16 protein-coding genes are annotated in these 21,283 nt (G+C 36.3%); 1 reads left to right on the top strand and 15 read right to left on the bottom strand.

Features of this window, described 5'->3' with window-relative positions; genetic code table 11:
• Position 1 precedes the first annotated feature (1 nt).
• From cysI to CBM15_RS04170, 13 genes are all read right to left on the bottom strand, one after another.
• Positions 2 to 1,741 (bottom strand): assimilatory sulfite reductase (NADPH) hemoprotein subunit, encoded by a 1,740-nt coding sequence (gene cysI / locus CBM15_RS04230; protein WP_087615846.1) that lies wholly within the window; start codon positions 1,739 to 1,741, stop codon positions 2 to 4.
• Positions 1,742 to 1,794: 53 nt separating this feature from the next.
• The gene (locus CBM15_RS04225) at positions 1,795 to 3,618 is read right to left on the bottom strand and encodes an assimilatory sulfite reductase (NADPH) flavoprotein subunit (protein ID WP_087615845.1); all 1,824 of its coding nucleotides are present in this window, start codon (positions 3,616 to 3,618) and stop codon (positions 1,795 to 1,797) included.
• A gap of 24 nt (positions 3,619 to 3,642) precedes the next feature.
• Positions 3,643 to 3,786, bottom strand: a complete 144-nt coding sequence (locus CBM15_RS04220; RefSeq protein WP_087615844.1) for a YezD family protein — start codon at positions 3,784 to 3,786, stop codon at positions 3,643 to 3,645.
• Positions 3,787 to 3,806: 20 nt separating this feature from the next.
• The gene (locus tag CBM15_RS04215) at positions 3,807 to 4,535 is read right to left on the bottom strand and encodes a sirohydrochlorin chelatase (protein WP_087615843.1); all 729 of its coding nucleotides are present in this window, start codon (positions 4,533 to 4,535) and stop codon (positions 3,807 to 3,809) included.
• Positions 4,536 to 4,549: 14 nt separating this feature from the next.
• Positions 4,550 to 5,329: a uroporphyrinogen-III C-methyltransferase gene (gene cobA / locus CBM15_RS04210; protein WP_087615842.1), complete on the bottom strand. Its 780-nt coding sequence runs from the start codon at positions 5,327 to 5,329 to the stop codon at positions 4,550 to 4,552.
• A 208-nt stretch (positions 5,330 to 5,537) separates the two neighbouring features.
• On the bottom strand, positions 5,538 to 6,356 hold the full coding sequence (locus CBM15_RS04205; RefSeq protein ID WP_087615841.1) for an ABC transporter permease: 819 nt from the start codon (positions 6,354 to 6,356) through the stop codon (positions 5,538 to 5,540).
• A gap of 34 nt (positions 6,357 to 6,390) precedes the next feature.
• Entirely contained in the window at positions 6,391 to 7,170 is a 780-nt protein-coding gene (locus CBM15_RS04200; protein ID WP_008405062.1) for an ABC transporter ATP-binding protein, read from the bottom strand.
• Between the two features lie 17 nt (positions 7,171 to 7,187).
• A complete protein-coding gene (locus tag CBM15_RS04195) occupies positions 7,188 to 8,195 on the bottom strand; it encodes an ABC transporter substrate-binding protein (RefSeq protein ID WP_087615840.1) in 1,008 nt (335 codons plus the stop codon).
• 62 nt (positions 8,196 to 8,257) lie between these two features.
• The gene (locus tag CBM15_RS04190; RefSeq protein ID WP_087615839.1) at positions 8,258 to 9,706 is read right to left on the bottom strand and encodes an aryl-sulfate sulfotransferase; all 1,449 of its coding nucleotides are present in this window, start codon (positions 9,704 to 9,706) and stop codon (positions 8,258 to 8,260) included.
• 429 nt (positions 9,707 to 10,135) lie between these two features.
• Positions 10,136 to 11,323 (bottom strand): zinc metalloprotease, encoded by a 1,188-nt coding sequence (locus tag CBM15_RS04185; protein WP_087615838.1) that lies wholly within the window; start codon positions 11,321 to 11,323, stop codon positions 10,136 to 10,138.
• 114 nt (positions 11,324 to 11,437) lie between these two features.
• Positions 11,438 to 12,631, bottom strand: coding sequence for an HD-GYP domain-containing protein (locus CBM15_RS04180; protein WP_087615837.1), 1,194 nt, complete (start codon positions 12,629 to 12,631; stop codon positions 11,438 to 11,440).
• 398 nt (positions 12,632 to 13,029) lie between these two features.
• On the bottom strand, positions 13,030 to 14,481 hold the full coding sequence (locus CBM15_RS04175; protein ID WP_087615836.1) for an aldehyde dehydrogenase family protein: 1,452 nt from the start codon (positions 14,479 to 14,481) through the stop codon (positions 13,030 to 13,032).
• 336 nt (positions 14,482 to 14,817) lie between these two features.
• Positions 14,818 to 15,897, bottom strand: a complete 1,080-nt coding sequence (locus CBM15_RS04170) for an aldo/keto reductase (RefSeq protein ID WP_087615835.1) — start codon at positions 15,895 to 15,897, stop codon at positions 14,818 to 14,820.
• A gap of 222 nt (positions 15,898 to 16,119) precedes the next feature.
• Between CBM15_RS04170 and CBM15_RS04165 the strand changes: the two genes are divergently transcribed.
• A complete protein-coding gene (locus CBM15_RS04165; RefSeq protein WP_087615834.1) occupies positions 16,120 to 16,620 on the top strand; it encodes a nucleoside-diphosphate sugar epimerase in 501 nt (166 codons plus the stop codon).
• Positions 16,621 to 16,884: 264 nt separating this feature from the next.
• Here CBM15_RS04165 and CBM15_RS04160 read toward each other — a convergent pair whose 3' ends face one another.
• Both CBM15_RS04160 and CBM15_RS04155 read right to left on the bottom strand, forming a co-directional pair.
• Positions 16,885 to 19,050: a P-loop NTPase fold protein gene (locus tag CBM15_RS04160; RefSeq protein ID WP_087615833.1), complete on the bottom strand. Its 2,166-nt coding sequence runs from the start codon at positions 19,048 to 19,050 to the stop codon at positions 16,885 to 16,887.
• A gap of 41 nt (positions 19,051 to 19,091) precedes the next feature.
• Entirely contained in the window at positions 19,092 to 21,188 is a 2,097-nt protein-coding gene (locus CBM15_RS04155) for a KAP family P-loop NTPase fold protein (RefSeq protein WP_087615832.1), read from the bottom strand.
• Positions 21,189 to 21,283: the final 95 nt, after the last annotated feature.

Raw genomic sequence — 21,283 nt, 5'->3', positions numbered from 1 at the left:
GTCAACTTCGCACTTCGCTCAGTCCATGAAATTGTCGGCCATCCGTTACTGCTTCTACATAACCTTTACGAATTGTAAAGTCACCGAAATGTTCACCTTCGAATCGCTCTTTTGCATATTCAGAAAAAATTGGCGAAAGAGTATTTAAGATTTCTTCTTCACCGATATTTTCTTTGTAGATTTTGTTTAAGCGCTGTCCTTTAAAATCACCGCCCAAGTATAAATTGTACTTGCCGGGTCCTTTTCCGATAAAGCCGATCTCGCCCATTGCTGCACGTGAACAGCCGTTCGGACATCCTGACATACGAATACCGATCTCGGTTTCACGCAGCCCGTTATCTGCCAGTATTTCATCAATTTTCGTAATTAATGAAGGCAAATAACGCTCTGCTTCTGCCATTGCCAGGCCGCAAGTCGGCAATGAGACACAGGCAATCGAATTGCGGCGCAGTGCAGAATAATGCGCACCGTCCGTTATGTTGTAAGCCTTCAACAGTTTATCAATGACCGTTTTTTTCTGTGGCGCAACATCTGCAATCAGAAGGTTCTGGTTTGGAGTTAAACGAAACACCCCTGAATGAACTTTGGCAATTTCACGCAAGCCGGTTTTTAACTGGTAATCTTCAAAATCTTTAATTCGTCCATTTTGGATAAATAACGTAAAGTGCCATTTTCCATTTTCTCCTTTTATCCATCCGTACTCATCTCCTGTACGACTGAATGTGTACGGTCTTACTTGTTCAAGCTCCCATCCTAAACGATGATTCAGCTCTTGTTTAATAAAATCCAAACCTTTTGCATCTACCGTATATTTAAAGCGGGCCTTTTTACGTTCTGCCCGATTCCCGTAATCACGTTGGATTGTTAAGATTTTCTCCGCAGTTTCAAGCAGACGGTCCTTTGGAATATAACCAATTAAACGGCCTAATTGCGGGTATGTTTCCTTATCGCCATGCGTCATACCCATCCCGCCGCCGACCGCGACATTAAAGCCCAGTAGCTCGCCATTCTCGACAATGGCAATAAAACCAATATCCTGTGAAAATACATCAATATCATTGCTCGGTGGAACGGCAATACCGATTTTAAATTTACGTGGCAAATACAGTGCGCCGTAAACCGGTTCAACTTCTGTATCCTGTATACCATCATAAACTTTTTCTCCGTCCAGCCATAATTCATGGTATGCACGAGTACGAGGCAATAAATGTTCACTTAACTTCGCGGACCAATTATACACTTCTTCATGAAATGCCGATTGATTCGGATTTACATTACACATTACATTACGGTTTACATCACCGCATGCCGCGATACAATCAAGCAGCACTTCGTGAATTTCCTGCATATACTTTTTGACATTCCATTTCAGAATGCCATGTACCTGGAATGCCTGACGAGTCGTTAGCTTTAGTGACCCATTCCCGTACTTTTCCGCCATCTCATCCATTACAAGCCATTGTTCTGATGTTGCGGCACCACCCGGAGTTCGGACACGGGCCATAAATTGGTAAGCTGGCTCCAGCTTTTGTCTTTCTCGTTCTGTACGTAAATCCCGGTCATCCTGCAAATAGCTGCCATGGAATTTCATGAGACGGTTATCATCATCCGGAATTCCTGAACTAATTGGATACTGCATTGTTTTTTCTAAAGTTCCCCGCAAATAATTACTTTCGTCTTTAATACGTTCGACATCATTCGGTTTACCCGGCTGTGGGGGAAGTACGATTTTCTGACTCATATGCCTATCTCCTATCTCTATTAAAATTAACGGTCCATAACAAAAAAAATGGTTTAATATACGTCTCGCTGATAACGTTTTTGACTTTTTAGCTCATTAAAAAATAATGTAACTTCTTCTTCCGTTTTGCTGCCCTGTTCCGCAACAATTTTGCGCAATGTTTGATCCACATCATGCGCCATATATTTCTCATCACCACATACGTAGATGACCGCACCTTCATTTAACCATCGATATACTTCTTCAGCATTTTCAAGCAGACGATGCTGTACATAGACTTTCTGTTCTGTATCACGTGAAAAGGCTACAGATAATTTCGTCAATGTACCATCTTTCAGCCAGCGCTGCAGCTCAGTCTGATACAAGAAATCCGTAACAAAATGCTGATCTCCGAAGAACAGCCATGCATTGCTTTCGATTCCTGCTTCAGCACGTTCCTCCAAAAATGAACGGTAAGGGGCAATCCCAGTACCCGCACCAATCATAATAATTGGTGTTTGCGCATTTTCCGGCAGACGGAAATTCGGATTTTTATGAATATAAATCGGAATCTTATCTCCAATTTCAATTCGCTCTGCCACTTGCCCAGACACAACGCCTAAACGTTCACGTTCATCTACTTCATAGAAAACTTTACCGATTGTTAAATGAACTTCGTCTTCATTTGCCTTTTGACTGCTTGCAATGGAATACAGGCGTACCGGATTTTTCCGGAGCTGATCAACAAACTGTTGGGCATTCCAGTTGAAAGGTCCAAAAGTTTGCACAACATCCAGCAAATCTCGTCCATAAACATATTCCTTTAGCTTCGAATCATCCTCCAGCAATGCCTCAAGCCTATCGTTTTCTGAAAAGACAGCCAGCTTTTGCAGTAATGGCTTTGTCAGTACAGTAATTTCAAAATGTGAAGTGAGTGCTTCATTCAATGTTTTAGAATGATTTTTCACCGTCACTACTTCCGAGCCTTCAAAGCCAAGCGATAATAGTAATGCAGTTACCAAATTTGCATCATTTTCAGGAAGAATGCCGACGCTATCGCCCGGTTCATATGTCAAACCGGATCCTTCCAATGAAAGCTCCAAATGTTGAGTCTTCTTATTCGACCCGCGACCATTTAAATTGATGCTTTCCAGTACTTCCGCATAAAAAGGATTATTTTTGTCATAGGCCGATTTTTCACCAGCAGCTACCGCAACCGGTATATTTTGAAATTCCAGTTGTTTGCTCGGCGTATTTTGCGCCATTGCTTCCACGACCTGTCCAATCCACTGTGAAACTTGATCATCATAATCCAAGTCACAATCGACACGCGGAACAATCCGTTTACCACCTAATTTTTCTAGTTGTTCATCAAAATCAAGTCCCGTTTTGCAGAAAAATTCATATGAGCTATCGCCTAACGAGAGAACGGAAAAATATACATCCTCCAGTTTCGGTGCTCGCTTTCCATATAGGAAGCTATGGAAGGAGATTGCATTATCCGGTGGATCACCTTCGCCATGTGTACTTGTTATGATGAAAATATTTTTCTGTTTTTTCAGATTATTTGTTTTAAAATCAGACATTGCAGACAGAACGACCTCGACCCCCTGTGACTCTAAAGCCGTTTTCAATTTACCTGCAACTTGTTGTGCATTGCCTGTTTGCGAACCGTATAAAATGGTTGCTTCCTGTTTGACTGCCTCCAGCAATGAAACGGTTTGCCCTTGTTCTGTAACCGTTACTTCAAGCGGCTGATTGGAATCTTCTATTGTTTGTATTGCACTTAAATAACCATTTAACCAAACTTTTTGATAGTCCGTTAATGTTGGATAAAGCTCATTGATTAATTTTGTCTGTGCCTCGGAAAATGGGCTATTATGCAGATTTAACGTCAAAACTTCCACCTCGCGAATCGTGTTTTATTTCAATCTGATTTTTTCGTTTTTTTCAATTTGTACAACATGACCGTCCTGAATAACTAACGTCACTGTTCCATATTTCACTGATGCAACCGTATCTTTAATCTTCTCAATCGTTTGGTTAATATCATTTGATTTCGTCATGACTAAATGCCTCCTAATTTTCAGATGACCTCTTGCACTCTTTCCAGCAAAACATTCCGAACTTTTTCGTTGTAGCCTAAATGGTTGCATAAAATTACGGAAGATGAATCAAGTTCAAGCGACCGAATTCTTTTTTCGATTCCTACACTTAAAAGCCCCGAAAATAATAAATAAGGTACAATAAAAACTTGCTTCGTCTGCTTGGATTTCAGTTCAACTAATGTCTGATCAAAAGACGGACCTGCCCCATATAAAAAGCAAGATTTTACTTCTCGGAAGCCGTAAGTTTCCTTTAGCTGTTCACTGATTCTCGCCATATCTCTTACAACGGCAATATCGCTGCTTCCTCTGCCGATTAATAAAACTTCTGCGTCAGCATTAATCGGCATCTGTTGTTCAACAATTCTTTCATAAACTGTCTCAATTAAAGCTGGATGAATTCCAAATGGGCGCCCGGTTGAAAAGGTTACGTGCGGATAACGTTCTTTCGCAATCTTAATTTCAGATGGTATATCTTCATTGGCATGCTGAGCCGTTAATAATAAAATCGGGACAACCGATATATGTGTTGCACCTTGATTGACACATTTTGCAACACCTTCCAGAATATCAGGCTCTACTAGTTCCAAAAAGGCAGTTTCCTGAATTTCAGTTTCTACATAAGATTTTGTTTTTTCTAGAAACTGTATTGCCTCATCTGCGCCTTTTTTCAAGCGTGTACCGTGCCCTACATACAAAATTGCCCTCATCGTACTCACCTGCTTTACACAATTTTTTCCTTTATTCTTTTAACCTGTTGTACTGTTTGCTCATACCAAGCTATTTTTTCACGTAATGCCACGACCTGACCCACGATAATCATGCTCGGATTTTTTATATCGTTTACTTTAGCAATCTCAACAATCGTTCCTAATGTCCCTGTAATCGTCTGCTGTTGTGCATAAGTCCCCATATGTACTAATGCGACGGGTGTAGAAGCATCACGTCCAAATGTTAAAAGTTGCCGGCAAATATATGGTAAATTGCCTATCCCCATGTATATGGCTAGCGTATCTATGCCTTTTGCCAAACTCTCCCATTGAATGGAATCGTCCTTTCCTTCACGCATATGTCCTGTGACAATCGCAAAACTGGAGCCTAAATCGCGGTGAGTAACCGGTATCCCTGCATAGGCTGGTGCTGCAATGCCTGATGTAATTCCCGGCACGATTTCAAAAGGAATGCCATTTTCCGCTAATACTTCCGCTTCTTCAGCACCACGTCCAAAAACGAATGGATCGCCGCCTTTTAATCGGGTTACCGTTTTACCTTGTAAAGCATGATGAACTAAAGAAAGGTTAATATTTTCCTGAATCATCGCATGACGGTTCGGCAATTTCCCGCAGAATATCAACTGTGCGCCGCGCTTTGCATAAGATAGCAGCTCATTGTTAATTAACCGGTCATATAAAATTACGTCTGCTTCTTGTATACAGCGTAAGCCTTTTACTGTGATTAAATCGACATCACCAGGCCCTGCCCCAACAATATATACTTTCCCCATTAATTTACTCCCCTTTACAAAAACAAAAGTCCAATATTTGTATAATAAACCATATGATACATGGAAATTTTCTACAAATCAATAAAACCAAGTAAAAAAATATGAATAATTAGTTTAATAGATCAAATTGATTATTATTTCATTAGGTTAAACACGAAATAGCCTTTCATAAAAATAAGCTAAACAAATTTGTTTAGCTTATTTTTTGTTACACAACTTTATAGCGTCCAAGCAGCTTGCGTCCGGCATATGCGAAAATACGGTCCATAATAAAGCCCATTAACCCAAGAACGACAAGCCCCACAAAAATCCAGTCTGTTTTAAAATATAGTCGTGCATTCCAGATCATAAAACCGATCCCTTCATTTGCCGCAACCATTTCCGCCCCGACAATCGCCATGAACGACGAACCCATCGCAAGCTTCGCACCTGTGAATATGTACGGTATTGTGGCCGGAATTACAACGTAAATAAGCGTTTGGAACTTTGAAGCCCCCATACTTTTAGCAGATAATAATTTATCATTTGAAATAGATAGGACCCCTGTTAATGTATTAATGGTGATGACAAAAAATGTTGCATAGACAATTAAAAATACTTTTGACTGTTCGCCAATCCCAAACCACAACATAAATAAAGTAATGAAAGCAAGTGGCGGGATGAAGCGCACAAAGTTAATGACCGGTTCAAACAGTGCCCGCACAAACTTGTTCGTTCCAATAAGAAGGCCAAATGGTACAGCAATTAACAACCCGAGTGTCCATCCAGCCAGCACCCGTAAAAAACTGTAGCCCATATAGAGAAACAATGTCCCATCACTGGCAATTTCAATCGCCCCAATCAATGTTAAATAGGGGCTTGGCAAAAACATCGGTTCGGAAAACATCGATGCAATTTGCCATACAAGTAGAATAAATAACCAGCCAATCATACCGGACTGTAAAATCAATTTACCGATTATGCTTTTTTTCTTTACCTTTACGACAGGCGCCACTTGCTGTCCTTTTTTCAGTTCAATTGTCGTCATAACCTGCCTCCTATTATTCTAAACAAAGCTTTTATTAAATCGAAAAGTCCTCAAAATGTGTCTGAACTTGCTTATAATGATTGTTAAAATCAATACTTGTTATATCACGAGGATAAGGCAGCTTTACGTCATAAGCCGTCTCGATCCGCGAATTCGGACCGACAGACATTATGCCAATCTTCTGACCTAAAAGAATCGCTTCCTGAATGTCATGTGTCACAAAGATAACGGTTTTATTTGTTTCTTTCCAAATTCGTATGAGCTCATTTTGCATCGTTCGTCGTGTCATTGCATCAAGTGCCCCAAACGGTTCATCCATTAATAAGATTTCCGGCTCATTTGCCAAAACACGGGCAAGCTGAACGCGCTGCTTCATCCCGCCTGACAAATTATCTGGAAACTTTTTTGCATGGCCAAGTAAACCCGTTAGCTTTATGAAAGTATTGGCTATCTTTTTTCGCTTTTCTGGAGGCACCTTCTTCATTTTTAAGCCAAATGAAATATTCTCCTCAACAGTTAACCAAGGGAACAATGCTGAATCCGCTGACTGAAAAACGAAACCGCGTCCATCTCGGTTTTCTTCACGAGAAGTCACAATGTGCAATTCGCCAACTGACAAATCCAAAAATCCCGCAATAATATTCAGCAGTGTTGATTTACCGCAGCCACTTGGACCGAGAAGTACATAAAACTCGCCCTTTTTAATCGATAAATCTACATTTTTTAATACATATGTCGGATTTTCAATATCTGTTTGAAATGTTTTGGCACCATTCTTAATTACAATTGCTTCTTCTGTTATCGTGTTCAGCATTGCCTTTTCCCCCTTAGTTAGTAAGTTACCTTGTCTTTCAATACTTGCTTCGCCGGATCTAGATACAGCTTTTCATCCAAATTAAAATCTTCATCCAAAATACCGCGCTCCAGCAAATACGCTTTCATCTTTGATAAATGTGTATAGTCTTCTTTCGTAAAACCGAGCGTATAGTTCACTCGTTTTAAATCAAGCAGTATGTCTTCTTTTGTGATTTTCAGCTCTTTATAGCCGATGTCCGCAGTACCTTCCGGATTCCCCTTTACATATTCAATTCCTTGTTCAATACCTTCAAGGAACTTCCCGATTTCGGCTGAATTTGCTTCTGCAAATTTTCGGTCCACAATTAAATAACTCGATACACCTAAGTCAGGTACAGAACTCAATCGATCAATTTCACGTACTCCATCAATATTTTTGAATTTCTCTATTAAGGCACCAGATCCAATAACGACATCGATATCGCCTTTTTTCATACCGACTATTGCTTCATCAGGCGTGCTGTACGGTACATATTTAATATCGTCCTCGCTAATACTGTAGTGCTCCAAGTATTTAGCCCATTGGTATTCAAATACCGTTCCTTTTGCAACACCAATTTTTTTCCCTTTAATATCCGCCGGTACCTTGATGCCCTTCACTGCTAGAATTTCAGACAGACTGACAGAGTTGAAATGCTCATCGCTCCCTGTCAGCGCTGAAACGACGACGAAATCACCTTTACCTAGCGAGTTCAGTAATGCATAATCTGCCGCCAACCCTGTATCTGCCTGCTTTGTCAAAACAGCATTCACAGTATCGATTCCGTAGGCAAAATTGGAAAGCTCTACATTCAATTCTCGATCCGCAAAATAATTATTTGTAGCAGCTGCACGAATTTGGAACGAACCCCCTGCTGCTGTATCGATTGCTGCCCGAATTGTTTTGCCATCAGCATTGGCTGAATTTGCATCATTCCCGCACGCCGCTAATATTAGCACCATTACAAATAATAGTAATAATTGTATCGAACCTTTTAGTTTCATATTTTCACTCTTTTCGCTAACTAACTATTTTTATTTTTATACTAGGAATTATGTTCAAAAATTTAAGTTGTAATTTTCTTCGCCACTGTCTCATCATAACGAGCAACGCAAAGCGCACCTTCTCCATAAGAAAAAGCTTCTTTAATTTCAGCAACCGAATGTGCACCGCCTTCTGCCGCATTCGGTACACGGAAATCTTTCACATCAATTGGCTTGATCTCTACTTCAACCGGTGTTTCCAATTGTGGTACCCAGTTGTATGGCACACGGTATGCGCGATAGACCATATTTGACCCTCGTTCATTTTTATAGGCTGAAATATATTCCCATACAATTTCGTGGTCTGCCGTTACTTCAAAAATTCGGCCATTCGAGCCTTCTGTAATAAGCGTATTGCCATTTTCCAAACGCTGTGCCGAACTAATATAGGGACTGTAGAATTTATAGGAATCTGTTGGTACTGAATACTTCGCTTCAAGCCCAGTATATTGCCATACAATTTCAAGTGTAATCGGATCGATTTCCAAAATGCGGGAATGGTCGCGGATTGCTACTTTATTGCCGTCAACCGAGTTTGGATTCGGTGCGCCGTATCCTCCCCAGCCTCCGTTGTCAAATACTAAAACATTCCCCTCTCCTGGTAAACCTTTTGGAATGATATGTGCATGATGCTGTCCGATTATCCATCCTAAATGTTTCGTCTCCGATGTGTCATAATCCGGACCAAGTTGCCATACGATTTTCCCTGTCTCTTTGCTTGTAATCGCGATAATATTTGCCTCACGCGCATCCCAAATAATGTTGTCCGGATGGAAACGCTCATCTCCATTATCATAATGGCGGTTCGGACCAACTAATGAAATGGAATTAATGTGAAGCCAGTCGCCTGAATGATTACCGAAGAAACGTCGATTCGGCTCCTCGTAAATCGCCTTTTGTGCTTCATCACTAAAGTTTAGCTCATCGAAATGCTCATGTGCATTCCATTCCCATACGATATTGCCTTCCCAATCGACCTCAATAAATGCATCATCCAATAATGGATGTTTGGAGATTTTTTCGTTCACTACATCACGGTGAACCAAAATCAATGTATTGCCACCTGTTGTTTGCGGCTCCTGATCTGGTGCCGGGTACCCTACAGGACTGCCCGTACGTTGGTAGTCGTGGTGTGCACGTGCATACCATCTTGCTTCCTTGCCCGGATCTTCAATAAATTGATGCTTGTCAAATTTCCATACAACATTACCTTCAAAATCAATCTGGACTAGATCGCCCTCATCCTGGAAGCCATACTGCGGATCACGATTAAATGTATGCCCTAGAACAAAACCACCTGGAAATACTTTGTTCGGGAAGCCGCGTAGCCCTTTCCATAAATGTACTTCTTTCCCGTTCATATCAATCAGTAATGCTCCTTCATTTGCTGCCTGAAAAATTGTAAAACCGCTTGCCGCCTTTTCCGGATTGTAAACTGTTGCCCCTGTCGGATGAATTGTTGGATTTCCCATATATACCGCTCCCTTTTCATTATTTATTCAAGTTAACCGTTTATTTGACGTTCAAGTGCCATTCAAACATTATCGATACCTTCTTTTGTGTAGTTTCCTCCTTCCATGACAACCGCTTTTAACAAAAGTTAAAATGAAAAGGCACTAAAAATACAGCCTCCTCCAATATGTTTGGTGAGAGGAATGTATTTTTAGCGCCTTTAGTTGTCTAATCAGCACTTTATTAAATTTTTCTTTAAAGGAGTAGTTTAATTATCTAATCCCTAGTAAACTACTTAACTTTAAATGTATTAACAGTATCGTACCGATTTAATTCTTATTCGTCAAGTAGGTTTTTGAAATAATTTAAAATTTCAGATTATTATTTTAGAAATTTCCAGCATTTATCCGTGCAGAGCATACCTGCAAGGCATTTTATAATATTATGAGCTAACTGTTATCATGCCTTTGATTTTTTTTAACATACATCAGCAGAACAAACATGAGCATTGTCATGACCAAAAATGCAACGGCATCCCAAAACGCGGCACGATCGCCTGTTCCGTGAAGATTTAAATAAATGGTAGTATAAGTATAATAAAGCTGCGGTACAAAATACAACACGGCCAAAATTAATGTTAAAACAACTCCAACTATGTAAAATACACTATACAGACGGATCAAGTTCCATTCTCCCTGGAACATCTCTTTATTAATATTCTCATCTTTTCGTCGTTTCTTAAATAAGGAATTTAAGTAGATTTTGCCGTTTTCCATCAAGTTATAACAGCCTGTTATATTTTCCACAACATAATAAACATCTGTTTTCATATAGAAACAGCATTGATAAATAAGTTTTATAAAAATATCCAACACGATGATTCCAAGAATTCCTATAATACTAGCATCCGGAAAAAGAAGCATTACACCGAATGAAATGAAAAGAATGATTTGCTCAAAGGATATTCCGGCAAGATACAGGATGTTTCTCTTTTTTGGATCGAGCTTCCAGGCTTGAGTGAGGTCTGTTTCAAAAACTATAAATATCAGCCGGTTTCCAATACTTAATTTAGCCTGCAAGTCATGTGATCGAATGGCAAGAACATGCCCGAATTCATGAATTAAAATTAATACTAAAGAAATTGATAGATACATAAGAATATTCAACACCATAGAATCGAAAAGGAATAAATCTTTGTAATGGGGGAAAAACTCCGGATTCAGTATGAGAATGATGATGTTTGCAATGAGCAGAAGCAAGTAGATTTTGTTCATCACTCCATTAAAAAATAGACGCCCTACCGATTGCGGAATCCATAAGAAACCACCCGAACGTGATGTGGATTTAGACTGTTCTTTTTTAACTAGCACACCATCCACTTCTTGAACAAGTCCTAACTCCAATAGTTGCTCCACAAAATCAACAATATCCACTTCTTCCCCTGGATACATATCTTTTAATGCACATTCAATGGAAACGAGTTCCTCACCTTGTTCCATACGTTTGATGGCATCAACACCAATCTGAGGCAATTCAAAGAAATCCCCGGAAATCGGCTCTTCTACAATATAATGTTTTTTATCTTTTCGAATGGATAACGGATATAACGTTATTTTGGAATGCAAGGATACCTTCAACGTATAGCCTCCTCTACAAATTAAAATAGGATGCTATAATTCTAGCATCCTAACGCTTTACTTACTCATCCTTTTGGAGTATACCAACACCACCAGCAAGTAACCTTAATTTTACTAAGTTTGCGAATTTTCACGTTTTTGCCCTCCTCTCATATCCATACCCTTATGATATATTTTAGATATCTTAATCCATTCGGGGTATATCTGTTTAAATATTTCTATCAGTTGCGGGTCAAATTGGCTCCCTTGCCCATCAATAATTCGTTGATGGGCTTCTTCAATTTGAAGTGCTGGACGATAGGATCGGGATGAAGTCATCGCATCAAAAGCATCTGCGACAGCAGTAATTCTGGCTAGAAATGGAATATCTTCGCCAGTCAATCCATCCGGATAACCTTTCCCGTCCCATCTTTCATGATGATGGTAAATCACTTCAATATTATCGGCAATCCCATCGACATCTCGTATAGCTTCAGCTCCCACTACCGGATGTGTTTTAATTATATCATATTCATCATCAGTCAATCTACCAGACTTTGTCAAAATAGCATCTGGTATATTTACTTTTCCAATATCATGTAAAAGACAAGCATAATAAAAATTATTTAATTCAGAGGGTTTGAACTTTCCTGTTGCTTCTGCCATGTTCATCGCATATGCGGCAACACGTTCACTATGTCCTCGAGTATAAGGGTCCTTCAACTCCAGTATAGCAATAACCCCTTTTACAACGCCTTCCAATTGTTCATCATATGAGTACTTTAATGCTTTAATATAATTTAAAAATCGATGTAAGAGGAGGAAGGAAATAAAGGATAATACAGCCATTATACTAATCGGAAATAAAACTAGCGGATCCTGTATAAATAATCCAACCAGAATATACTTTAATATTAAACCACCAGTTATATAATATGTAAATTTCTTATTCACAAAGATTGGTGAGAAAAGTATAATTACAAGTTCTACCATGTTTCCACTAGTGTAAGGAAGCGCACTATCTTTATAATATAATATATCAGAAATTAAATTAGTTGAAAAATAACCAAAAAATACAATATATTTTACTAATTCTACTTTTCCCTTTTTAATTAAATAAATAGAAAAAGGGATAAGCGCAATGATAATAATATATTTAGCATACATAAAATCGTACACTACCCTACTATTTGCTCCAACATTATTCCACGGAAATGCTGGAAAAAGGTTATAGTAGAAGATTTCATAAACAAAAAATACAATATAAAATAACCATGAAAACAATACTGTGGAATTTTTTTCTTCTTGTAATAATGATGATTTCTTCATTTTTTACCTCGCAATTTTATTGCCAATCAAAATAGCCCTTATGTTCCACATACTATTATAACACGAGATTGGAAATTGGTTCTATATATCTATGAATTAAATTTCTCACTTTTATATTAATTTACTCTTTTAAACAAAATATATTCACTTTGTACCTATTAACTAATAAAACAGGAATTTATTTACTACTATTTCATTAAGCCTATCTTAACAATACTCTTTTATATAATACAACTCAATTCCTAATTTTTTTCATTTTCCATTAATTTATGTTTATATAAAAAATTTAGTCGAGACTGAACCAAAAGACTCAATAACCGAAAAGCTTTTTATATACCTATAAAATAAAAAGACCTAACCCATAATTATGATTAGGTCTTTTCTTATTAATATAAATTTTAAAACGGATATTCTCGTGGGTCTGTCTGAACAGAGATCCATTTTGTCGTTGTAAATTCATGGATTGCCCATTCGCCGCCATATCGGCCTAAGCCTGATGCTTTCTCCCCACCAAAGGCTACGATCGGTTCATCATTGACTCCCTGGTCATTAACGTGAATCATTCCTGTTATAATCTGTTTCGCTACTTCAACGCCATGTTCTGTTGTGCCGGCATGAACAGCACCGCTCAGTCCATAGTCGCTGTCATTCGCAACACGAATCGCTTCTTCTTCACTATCTACAACAATAACACCTACAGCAGGTCCAAAAATTTCTTCCTGTGCTATCGGCATATCATTCGTAACATTCGTCAAAATAGTAGGAGCCAGCACATTGCCTTTTACTTCCCCTTTAAGGGCGTATTTCGCTCCTTGCTCGATGCTTTGATCAATTAACTTTTGAATCCGTTCAATTTGTTTATGATTAATAAGCGGACCGACAACTACATCATTATTTCTTGGATCCCCGTATTTGATCTTGGATGCTCTATCCACAAATGCTTTTAGAAACGATTCATATACCGGGCGTTCAACAACAATCCGATTCAGCGACATACAAATTTGCCCGCTGTTTAAAAATTTACCGAAGGCAGCAGAAGCAGCTGCTCTTTGAACATCAGCATCTTTCAAAACTAGCATGACATTGTTCCCGCCAAGTTCCAGAGCGACACGTTTCAGGTTTCTTCCACAAAGCTCCCCAATATGGCGCCCTACCTGTGTAGAACCGGTAAAAGAAATAATTTGAGGAATCGGATGTTCAACAAATGCATCTTTAATTTCTGATGAGCTGCAAACCGTTATATTTAGTAATCCTTTAGGGATACCAGCCTCTTCAAAAATTTCACCTAGAATGAGTCCGCCTGATATCATCGTCTGCAAATCAGGTTTAAGCACAGCCCCATTGCCTGTTGCCAAAGCAGGAGCAAGGGAACGCATCGTTAAATGAAACGGGAAATTAAATGGACTAATGATCCCCACTACCCCAGCAGGATTATGATATACCCGGTTCTCTTTCCCAGGAATAATGGATGGCATTATTTGTCCATGCATCCGGAGAGGAAACGTAGCAGACTCTTTCATAATGCCAATTGCGCCACTAATTTCAATGTTCGCTTTTGTATGGGAAGCCCCATTCTCCTCCACTAAAATCTGCACGATTTCTTCTCTACGTCGTTCTACAATTTGTGCAGCTTTTTCTATGATTGCTTGTCTTTGATAGGCATTGACCTGCGCCCATTCTTTTTGTGCGTCTTTGGCCGCCTTATATGCCTCATCTATGTCCTTTTCATTTGCCAACCGGATTTCTGCAATCGTTTCCTCATTGTATGGATTCTGATCAACGTAAACTCTTTCGCTGTTTCCTTCTCTCCATTCGCCACCAATAAACTGTTTGTTCCATTTTTTATTCATAGGTACCTTCCTTTCCAATTAACGCAGTTTGCTCAAGATGCCATGCTTCTTATTTGAATGCATGTCCATATAACTTTAATTACCCTTGATTCGCCATTTTATTACCACAAATATCTGTTTCTTTTATTTATCCTATAACATAAGCATTTTCCCACGTTAGTATAAGTGAAAATCTTCACAATATACGTGTGTTATGGATACATTTTCAAAACCATCTCCACACAATGTATAAACTACATTCAAAAAAGCCAAGAAAGCATGTCTTCACAGCGTTTCTTGGCTTCTTGCCCCTTGATTGATTCTCAAAATAATGTTTACCCTTTTGCTAAGATTCCGTTAACTATGAGTCGAACGGTTTTTGCTTTCCATCAACTTAATGTATTCATCAAAATATACCTTTTCTGCATTTGAAGCTCTATCTAAGGAATTCATAGCGCGATGCCACAATGGATAAATAGGTTCGAGTGCAGTTAAATCATTAATTTGGAAAATATCCTCTTTTGTTAACTTTAAACTATATGATGCAATGTTTTCATGTAACTGTTCTTTAGTTCTTGCAGACAAGACAATTGAGTCTACATTCGGTCGATCACGTAACCATGCGAGAACAACTTGTGGTACCGTTACTTTATGTTTGGAAGCAACATCTTGCAATAAATCGACTAGATTATAAAACAAATCGGGATTTTTAATATATGTTTCCGGCCAACCATTCCCTTGTCTTGTAACTGGTTCCACTCTTTTATCCCTTGTAAATTTACCAGTGAGCAGCCCCTCACCCAGTGGAGACCTGATACTATTAGCCATGCCTAATTCTTTACCGGCAGGCAAAATTTCAAACTCTGCTTCACGTGATTCCGGAGTGTAATAGATTTGCTGTGCAATTGGCGGTATCATACTATTTTCTACTGCCCATGTATGTGTCTTCGCAAGCGCCCAGCCACTGTAATCCGATACCCCCCAATGCCGTATTTTCCCTTTCTTAATTAAGTCATTCATCTCTTGGACAGTTTCGCTAACTGGTACTTGACCATCCCAACAATGTACATAATATAGATCGATATAATCAGTACCAAGTCTTTTTAATAGCGCATCTATGGATGAATCTACGTTGATTAAATCACCCGTATCGGTTGGTTTATCTATTAGCTGAAATCCTGTTTTACTGCTGATGATCATATCATGACGTTTATCTCTTATCGCTTTGCCAAAAATAACTTCTGCATCACCTTTCGCATACATATTCGCTGTATCAAAATGGTTGATGCCTTGATCCAGTGCGTAATCCACCATATAATTTGCGGTTGCCTGATCCATAGCCCCCACCCCTTCAAGGCCATTTGTACTGAACATTACCGTGCCCAAAGCATATTTAGAAACATTCAAACTTGAATTGCCAAATAAAGTATTATCCATCATGATCCCTCCTATTCATTGTGTTTTCCCACGTTCCCTATTAAATAAAACATTCTACGGTTAGAACATTGCTGAGTTCCTGTTGCGAAGGTTGAAGTAAAAAAATAGTTGATTAGTTTAAAATTACGGGTAAGAAATATAGGAGAGTTGTTGCAAATGGGAGCGATGAGCGATTGAGCTTCCCCTTTGCTTTCAAAGCCAACGATGGAAGGAGTGTTTTAGTTGAGTAAAAAGAAAGAAATCAAAAAATTAAAAGATCATGCATTTGCAGATCTTTGTTTAATCGAAAAAGAATTTCAGCAAATTGTAAAAAATACTTCGAATAAATCTGGTACTTTTAAATGGCTGGAGCTATTAAGCGATTATGAATTGGAGGAATTTTACGGTCGGCGCAGAGACCGTAAATACGCTACGCTCACAGTTGAGTTATATTCATTAATTGAACAACTGTTAAAAGACATTTATAAAGTTATTTTCAAACGTAAATATAGAAATAAATCGGATAACAATATAATTCTTGATTTAGAGGAACAGTTGGGTGATAACTTAATTTTTAAAAATAATACTAAATTATTGGCGAATCTCAGAAGTTGTATTGTTCATGAAGAATTCTCTTTAAAGGCTGCAAGAAAGAAAATAAACATTAAAAAGAAAAATAGAATATTATTTAAACAATTGATGAAAGATGTTGATCTGTATATAGAAAATATAAAGCTGAAATAAAATTGGGCTTTCTTAAGTAAACAACTACATTAAGGAAATAAAAAACCGCCAAACTTGTTTAACTCAAGTTTGACGGTTTTATGTACGTCCCAGGAGGGATTCGAACCCCCGACCGACGCCTTAGCTTACCACTATAGTTTTCACTACTTATACTAGGCGCACCAAGCGTTTAAGACGTATTCAATTCGTACTAGGGATTCGGTCAAATTACGTTCTAAGACCGAAAGTATCTTTAAAAGAATATAACAAAATTTAATAACATTTTCATCTAACTGAAATATCAATAGCATTACTAAGTATTTCTTCTAATTGAGGTATATTAATTTCATTAATTACAATTACTGAAATACCATTTTCAATATTCATATCATTCAATTGGATATATGCTCTTTCTAACTCTTCGTTATTGGCATTTTGAAATAGTCCTATTACTAGCAATTCACCATTATTCTTATTAAGTGAATTAAATTTATTACTGATTGACTTTAAATTATTCTTGAAAACATTAACCTTTTTGAATATTTTCACTTCTATAGCTAAATTGCCTATAGAAAAATCAAAACCATCATAATTGCTTTCTATATCCTTATAAGCATTATTTCTCTTCAAAAGGAAGTATATAAGCTCTTCAAAAATTTCATACTTCATTTTAACCAAATGTTTCTCTGACAGAAGTTTATTATTAACGTTTAATTCATTCATCGGTTTACCATGAGCGATATTATTTCGGGCATATGTTAAAGGTTTTAACTCATCTAACATACCATAACTCATAATCTCATTTTGTTTTAGAATACTAATACATTCATTCAATGATAATATAGACTTATTAAAATTCTCTTTATATTTATGAATATATTTCTGCTTTATTAATCCATTAACAATTTCTCTTATCATTCTTTCAATAAAAATAAATTCTTCTAAGAACGACATTTCCTTAATTGAATGTTCAACAGCAATTTCATCTTTCCATTTATATTTAAACTCTTCAGTATCTTCATTAATAATTATCCTTTCAAGTATCCCTCTTTCTACCATTTCTTCTAAAAGAAGGCTAATAACTTCATCAATTTGTCCCCTATATTTAATTAAATAATTTGTTTGTTCCATTACGTTTGTTCCCACAATATCCGATACTTGGAAATCTAACAATTTCAGCTTCTTTATATTCTTTACAGCTATATATAGTTGAGATACAAGTAAATCCTTTATACCTGCTTCATAATCACTTTCACCTATATATTCTTGTTCAATTTTCTCAATTATTACAATTAATCTAGAATCAGTTTTATAAATCTCTCTTTTTTCATCTGGAATTGTCAAATAACATTGTCCATCGTCTTGGAATTTCATATCGTGTCTTATTAAATTAATAAACTTTCTCAAAACTCTATGAGATAACAATATTTTAGAATCAACATACGTAGTTAATAACTCTTTATCTATAGTAATATTATTAATCATAAGCTTCTTAAAGAACTGTCTTAAAACTTCTATTGATACAAACGGAATGTGTATTGTCTTTGAAAATAAACTTGAAAGAACAGCATCATCAATTGTATCAGCTAGCTGATATTTATAATATAATCTTTGACCAGAAATTAGTATAAAATTAGCATTTCCTGAGAGCATTATAGGCTTTAGTTCTCCAATTAAATTATCTATTTCATCATCCTTTTCTATCTTATCTAATTCATCTATTACAAATACAACTTTTATTCCAGATTCTCTTAACCCTCTTATTATTTTATATAGTTGATGTTCAGCGATTTCATCATCATATATATTTGCTCTATTTACTTCAATTAACTGGCTTGCATTCTTTGTTTTTTTCTTTTCAAATACAAATAAAATCAATCCAATTGCTATTAGAAGACTTATATATATAGAGAGATTACCTTCTTTTATATAGGAAACAATAACACTCAGCCCTACACCACTTATCAATAAACGAGTGATAAATTGGGATAAATCAAATTTAATTCCTTGTCTGATTTCATTTTCAATTAAACTTTTATTATTTACTTTATAATCAATATTATTAAAAGTTCTATCAAATATTAAATCAATATCAGATAGCAACTCTTTATTATTATTCTTATAATCATTATTGGTATCATTACTATTAATTTCCCAATATAACTCCCTTATTAAGGCTCTTAAAAAAGTAGGGAAGTCTGAATATTTCCCTACATTTATGTGTAAAAACAATACATTTTCCTTTTTTTCTTTTGCCTTGGAAATCAACTCGTTTTTCAAAGCTTTGATATAAGATGTTTTCCCTACACCTCGGTAACCTGATACTAAATACGTGGTAGGTTTACTGAATAATAATTCGTTTACCAGATTTGTATTAATCATATCTTTTACAAGATAATTATCTTCTATTGGTGCATCTGTTATTTTGCTTGCATCTATAAATAATTTCATTTATTTCCTTCTTTCTACTATTTACATATAAAATAATATTTTCACTTCAAGGATTGTACATATGTATGTAGCCATATAAACTGTCTTACTATTTTTTCTTCGTGTGGACACTCCACAAACTCAGGATACTCCTCGTCATTTGGTAAATTTAGATAAACTTTATTAAAAGCTTCAATCAAATCTTCAACTTTAATATCTCTAACTAATGCATCATATGTTTCACTTTCCAAATCTGCATCTACCTTAATTCCGTTACTCCACACATTAGGTAGGTATTGTTTTATTAAGTTTAGAGCGTAATCAGGATTCGATTTTAGTATGGTACTGATAGTCTCTTTTGCTTGATTCTTTTCATCATACATATTCCAATAAGCTAAAGCACCTCTAAAGTTAGAGAACATTAAATTAACATCATTAGTAATTTCCATAGTAATTTTATCAACTAATACTTTACCTAAAACATTTAAATCCTCTTCAACTAATTTATTTCCCTCTTTATCTTTCAAACTTCTAATCCAGCTAAAAATCTCAGTAGCAAAGTGTAAAGGTTTTGCTTGATTTATTAGTACCTCTGCTACCTTCATCTTTTCACCTTTTGTATCTTGTTTCATTATAATCTCACCTAAAAGCAAAGCTGCTTGTGAAAATGTATTACCGAATTGTTGCTGAGGATTTGGATACATGTTCCCGTGTATTGCTAATACCATCGCTAAATTCTTCAATACTTCATTATTACTTATAGATTTAACTTTACTTCTCATTTTAGAAATTAAATTGACTACATTTTTCTCATTGATAAAATCTTTAAAGTCTAAAATACTTTCTTCTAATGATTTATATTCCAAATCATCTAAAAAGCTATTCATCTTAATATCAGATAAGTCTCCTCTAGAAACAGAATAGCTGAAATATCTTTGGAAATATTTATCAGAACATACTCTTTGATGTGCTTCCCATTCAGAGTTCCAATCATGTCCATAATGAGTATTGGAATATATACTTTCTAACTTAGGGAATAAATATTTTAAAACTCCTTTTACTTCTTCAACATCATTTATTTCTATAGACATTAGTTTTTCATCAATTAACTTTCTTCTACACTCTTTTTCCTGCTCCTCATTGTAAGTCTGCAATTGATGTAAAAATACTTCTTTATTTTCTCTAATCAACATATATATTTCTGGAGTAAATACTCTCAAAGCTTCTATTAACATTAAATCAACCATGTTCACTTCACCTTTTAAAATTGGTAATGAGAACATAATGATGTTACTATATAGCATTGCTTGTCTAGGTGTTTTCATTAGAGCTTCAAAAGCTTGAAAATGATTTACAAACTGTTGTACATCATTTTCTGAAAGAGTTATTTCTCCTACTTTTAATGCCTCATCTATAGCCTTAAAACAAAAAGTTCTTAGGTCTGCTTTTTCAATTGCAGGTAACTGAAGAGGAACTTGAATAATTTTTTCTAGAAATAGTCTACCAGCTTGTGAATTAGCTGTACCATATCTTTCTTGTAATGAAGCAGATACCATTTCCTTATCGAAAGCTAAAACATATGCTGTATATTTGAAGTCTGCTGTCAATTTGACCATTCGAAATACTGCATGAATTTCACTTTTTTCCAACCTATCTATATCATCTATAAGAACAACTACTCTTTTTCTCTCTTCTTCCAAAATTTTTTCTACCCTGCTTTTTATTTCGTCAATATCAGCAGAGCTTAATATACTGCTCACTGCTTCTATATTTTCACCTTTACCTAAAATTTGTGCTAAAGGTTTAAAATATGTATCTACTACTTTACCTAGCTTTTCTCCCTTAGTTTCGAAATCTCTATCTACAGCTCGAACTAAATCATTGAAGAAATTTAAAAGCATTGTATTTTCATCAGCAAAACGCCAAGGATTAAATCGAATACATACTACACGCTCTTCCTGTTTTAACTCACTTTCAATAAAATTAAATACTGATGTTTTTCCTTCTCCCCATGCTCCATATATACCTATCACAATACTACTAGCATCTTGACGATTAGAAATTACTTTTGCTATACGGTTCGCAAATGGAAATCTATTAAAAACATCTTGTGAAGTGTCTACAATTGGTGCATCAGATGAATATGTAAACTCTTGCATTAATACACCATCCTCATATCGATTTGTTATTATTTATACTGAATATGTTTACTGACCAGAGGTAAATGCGATAGTGCTTAGGTAACTAAAATCAT

The organism is Solibacillus kalamii, assembly GCF_002174535.1.
Taxonomy (GTDB): Bacteria; Bacillota; Bacilli; order Bacillales_A; family Planococcaceae; genus Solibacillus; species Solibacillus silvestris.
Note: the sequence above shows the minus strand (reverse complement) of the source record. Positions and strands in the feature narration are given on the sequence as shown.

Coding starts and splice junctions, on each gene's coding strand:
- CBM15_RS04175 (WP_087615836.1), bottom strand. CDS start 14,481: ATGAATAAAAAATGGAACAAACAGTTTATTGGTGGCGAATGGAGAGAA.
- CBM15_RS04160 (WP_087615833.1), bottom strand. CDS start 19,050: ATGAAATTATTTATAGATGCAAGCAAAATAACAGATGCACCAATAGAA.
- CBM15_RS04220 (WP_087615844.1), bottom strand. CDS start 3,786: ATGACGAAATCAAATGATATTAACCAAACGATTGAGAAGATTAAAGAT.
- CBM15_RS04215 (WP_087615843.1), bottom strand. CDS start 4,535: ATGAGGGCAATTTTGTATGTAGGGCACGGTACACGCTTGAAAAAAGGC.
- CBM15_RS04205 (WP_087615841.1), bottom strand. CDS start 6,356: ATGACGACAATTGAACTGAAAAAAGGACAGCAAGTGGCGCCTGTCGTA.
- CBM15_RS04180 (WP_087615837.1), bottom strand. CDS start 12,631: ATGAAGAAATCATCATTATTACAAGAAGAAAAAAATTCCACAGTATTG.
- cobA (WP_087615842.1), bottom strand. CDS start 5,329: ATGGGGAAAGTATATATTGTTGGGGCAGGGCCTGGTGATGTCGATTTA.
- CBM15_RS04200 (WP_008405062.1), bottom strand. CDS start 7,170: ATGCTGAACACGATAACAGAAGAAGCAATTGTAATTAAGAATGGTGCC.
- CBM15_RS04195 (WP_087615840.1), bottom strand. CDS start 8,195: ATGAAACTAAAAGGTTCGATACAATTATTACTATTATTTGTAATGGTG.
- cysI (WP_087615846.1), bottom strand. CDS start 1,741: ATGAGTCAGAAAATCGTACTTCCCCCACAGCCGGGTAAACCGAATGAT.
- CBM15_RS04155 (WP_087615832.1), bottom strand. CDS start 21,188: ATGCAAGAGTTTACATATTCATCTGATGCACCAATTGTAGACACTTCA.
- CBM15_RS04170 (WP_087615835.1), bottom strand. CDS start 15,897: ATGGATAATACTTTATTTGGCAATTCAAGTTTGAATGTTTCTAAATAT.
- CBM15_RS04190 (WP_087615839.1), bottom strand. CDS start 9,706: ATGGGAAATCCAACAATTCATCCGACAGGGGCAACAGTTTACAATCCG.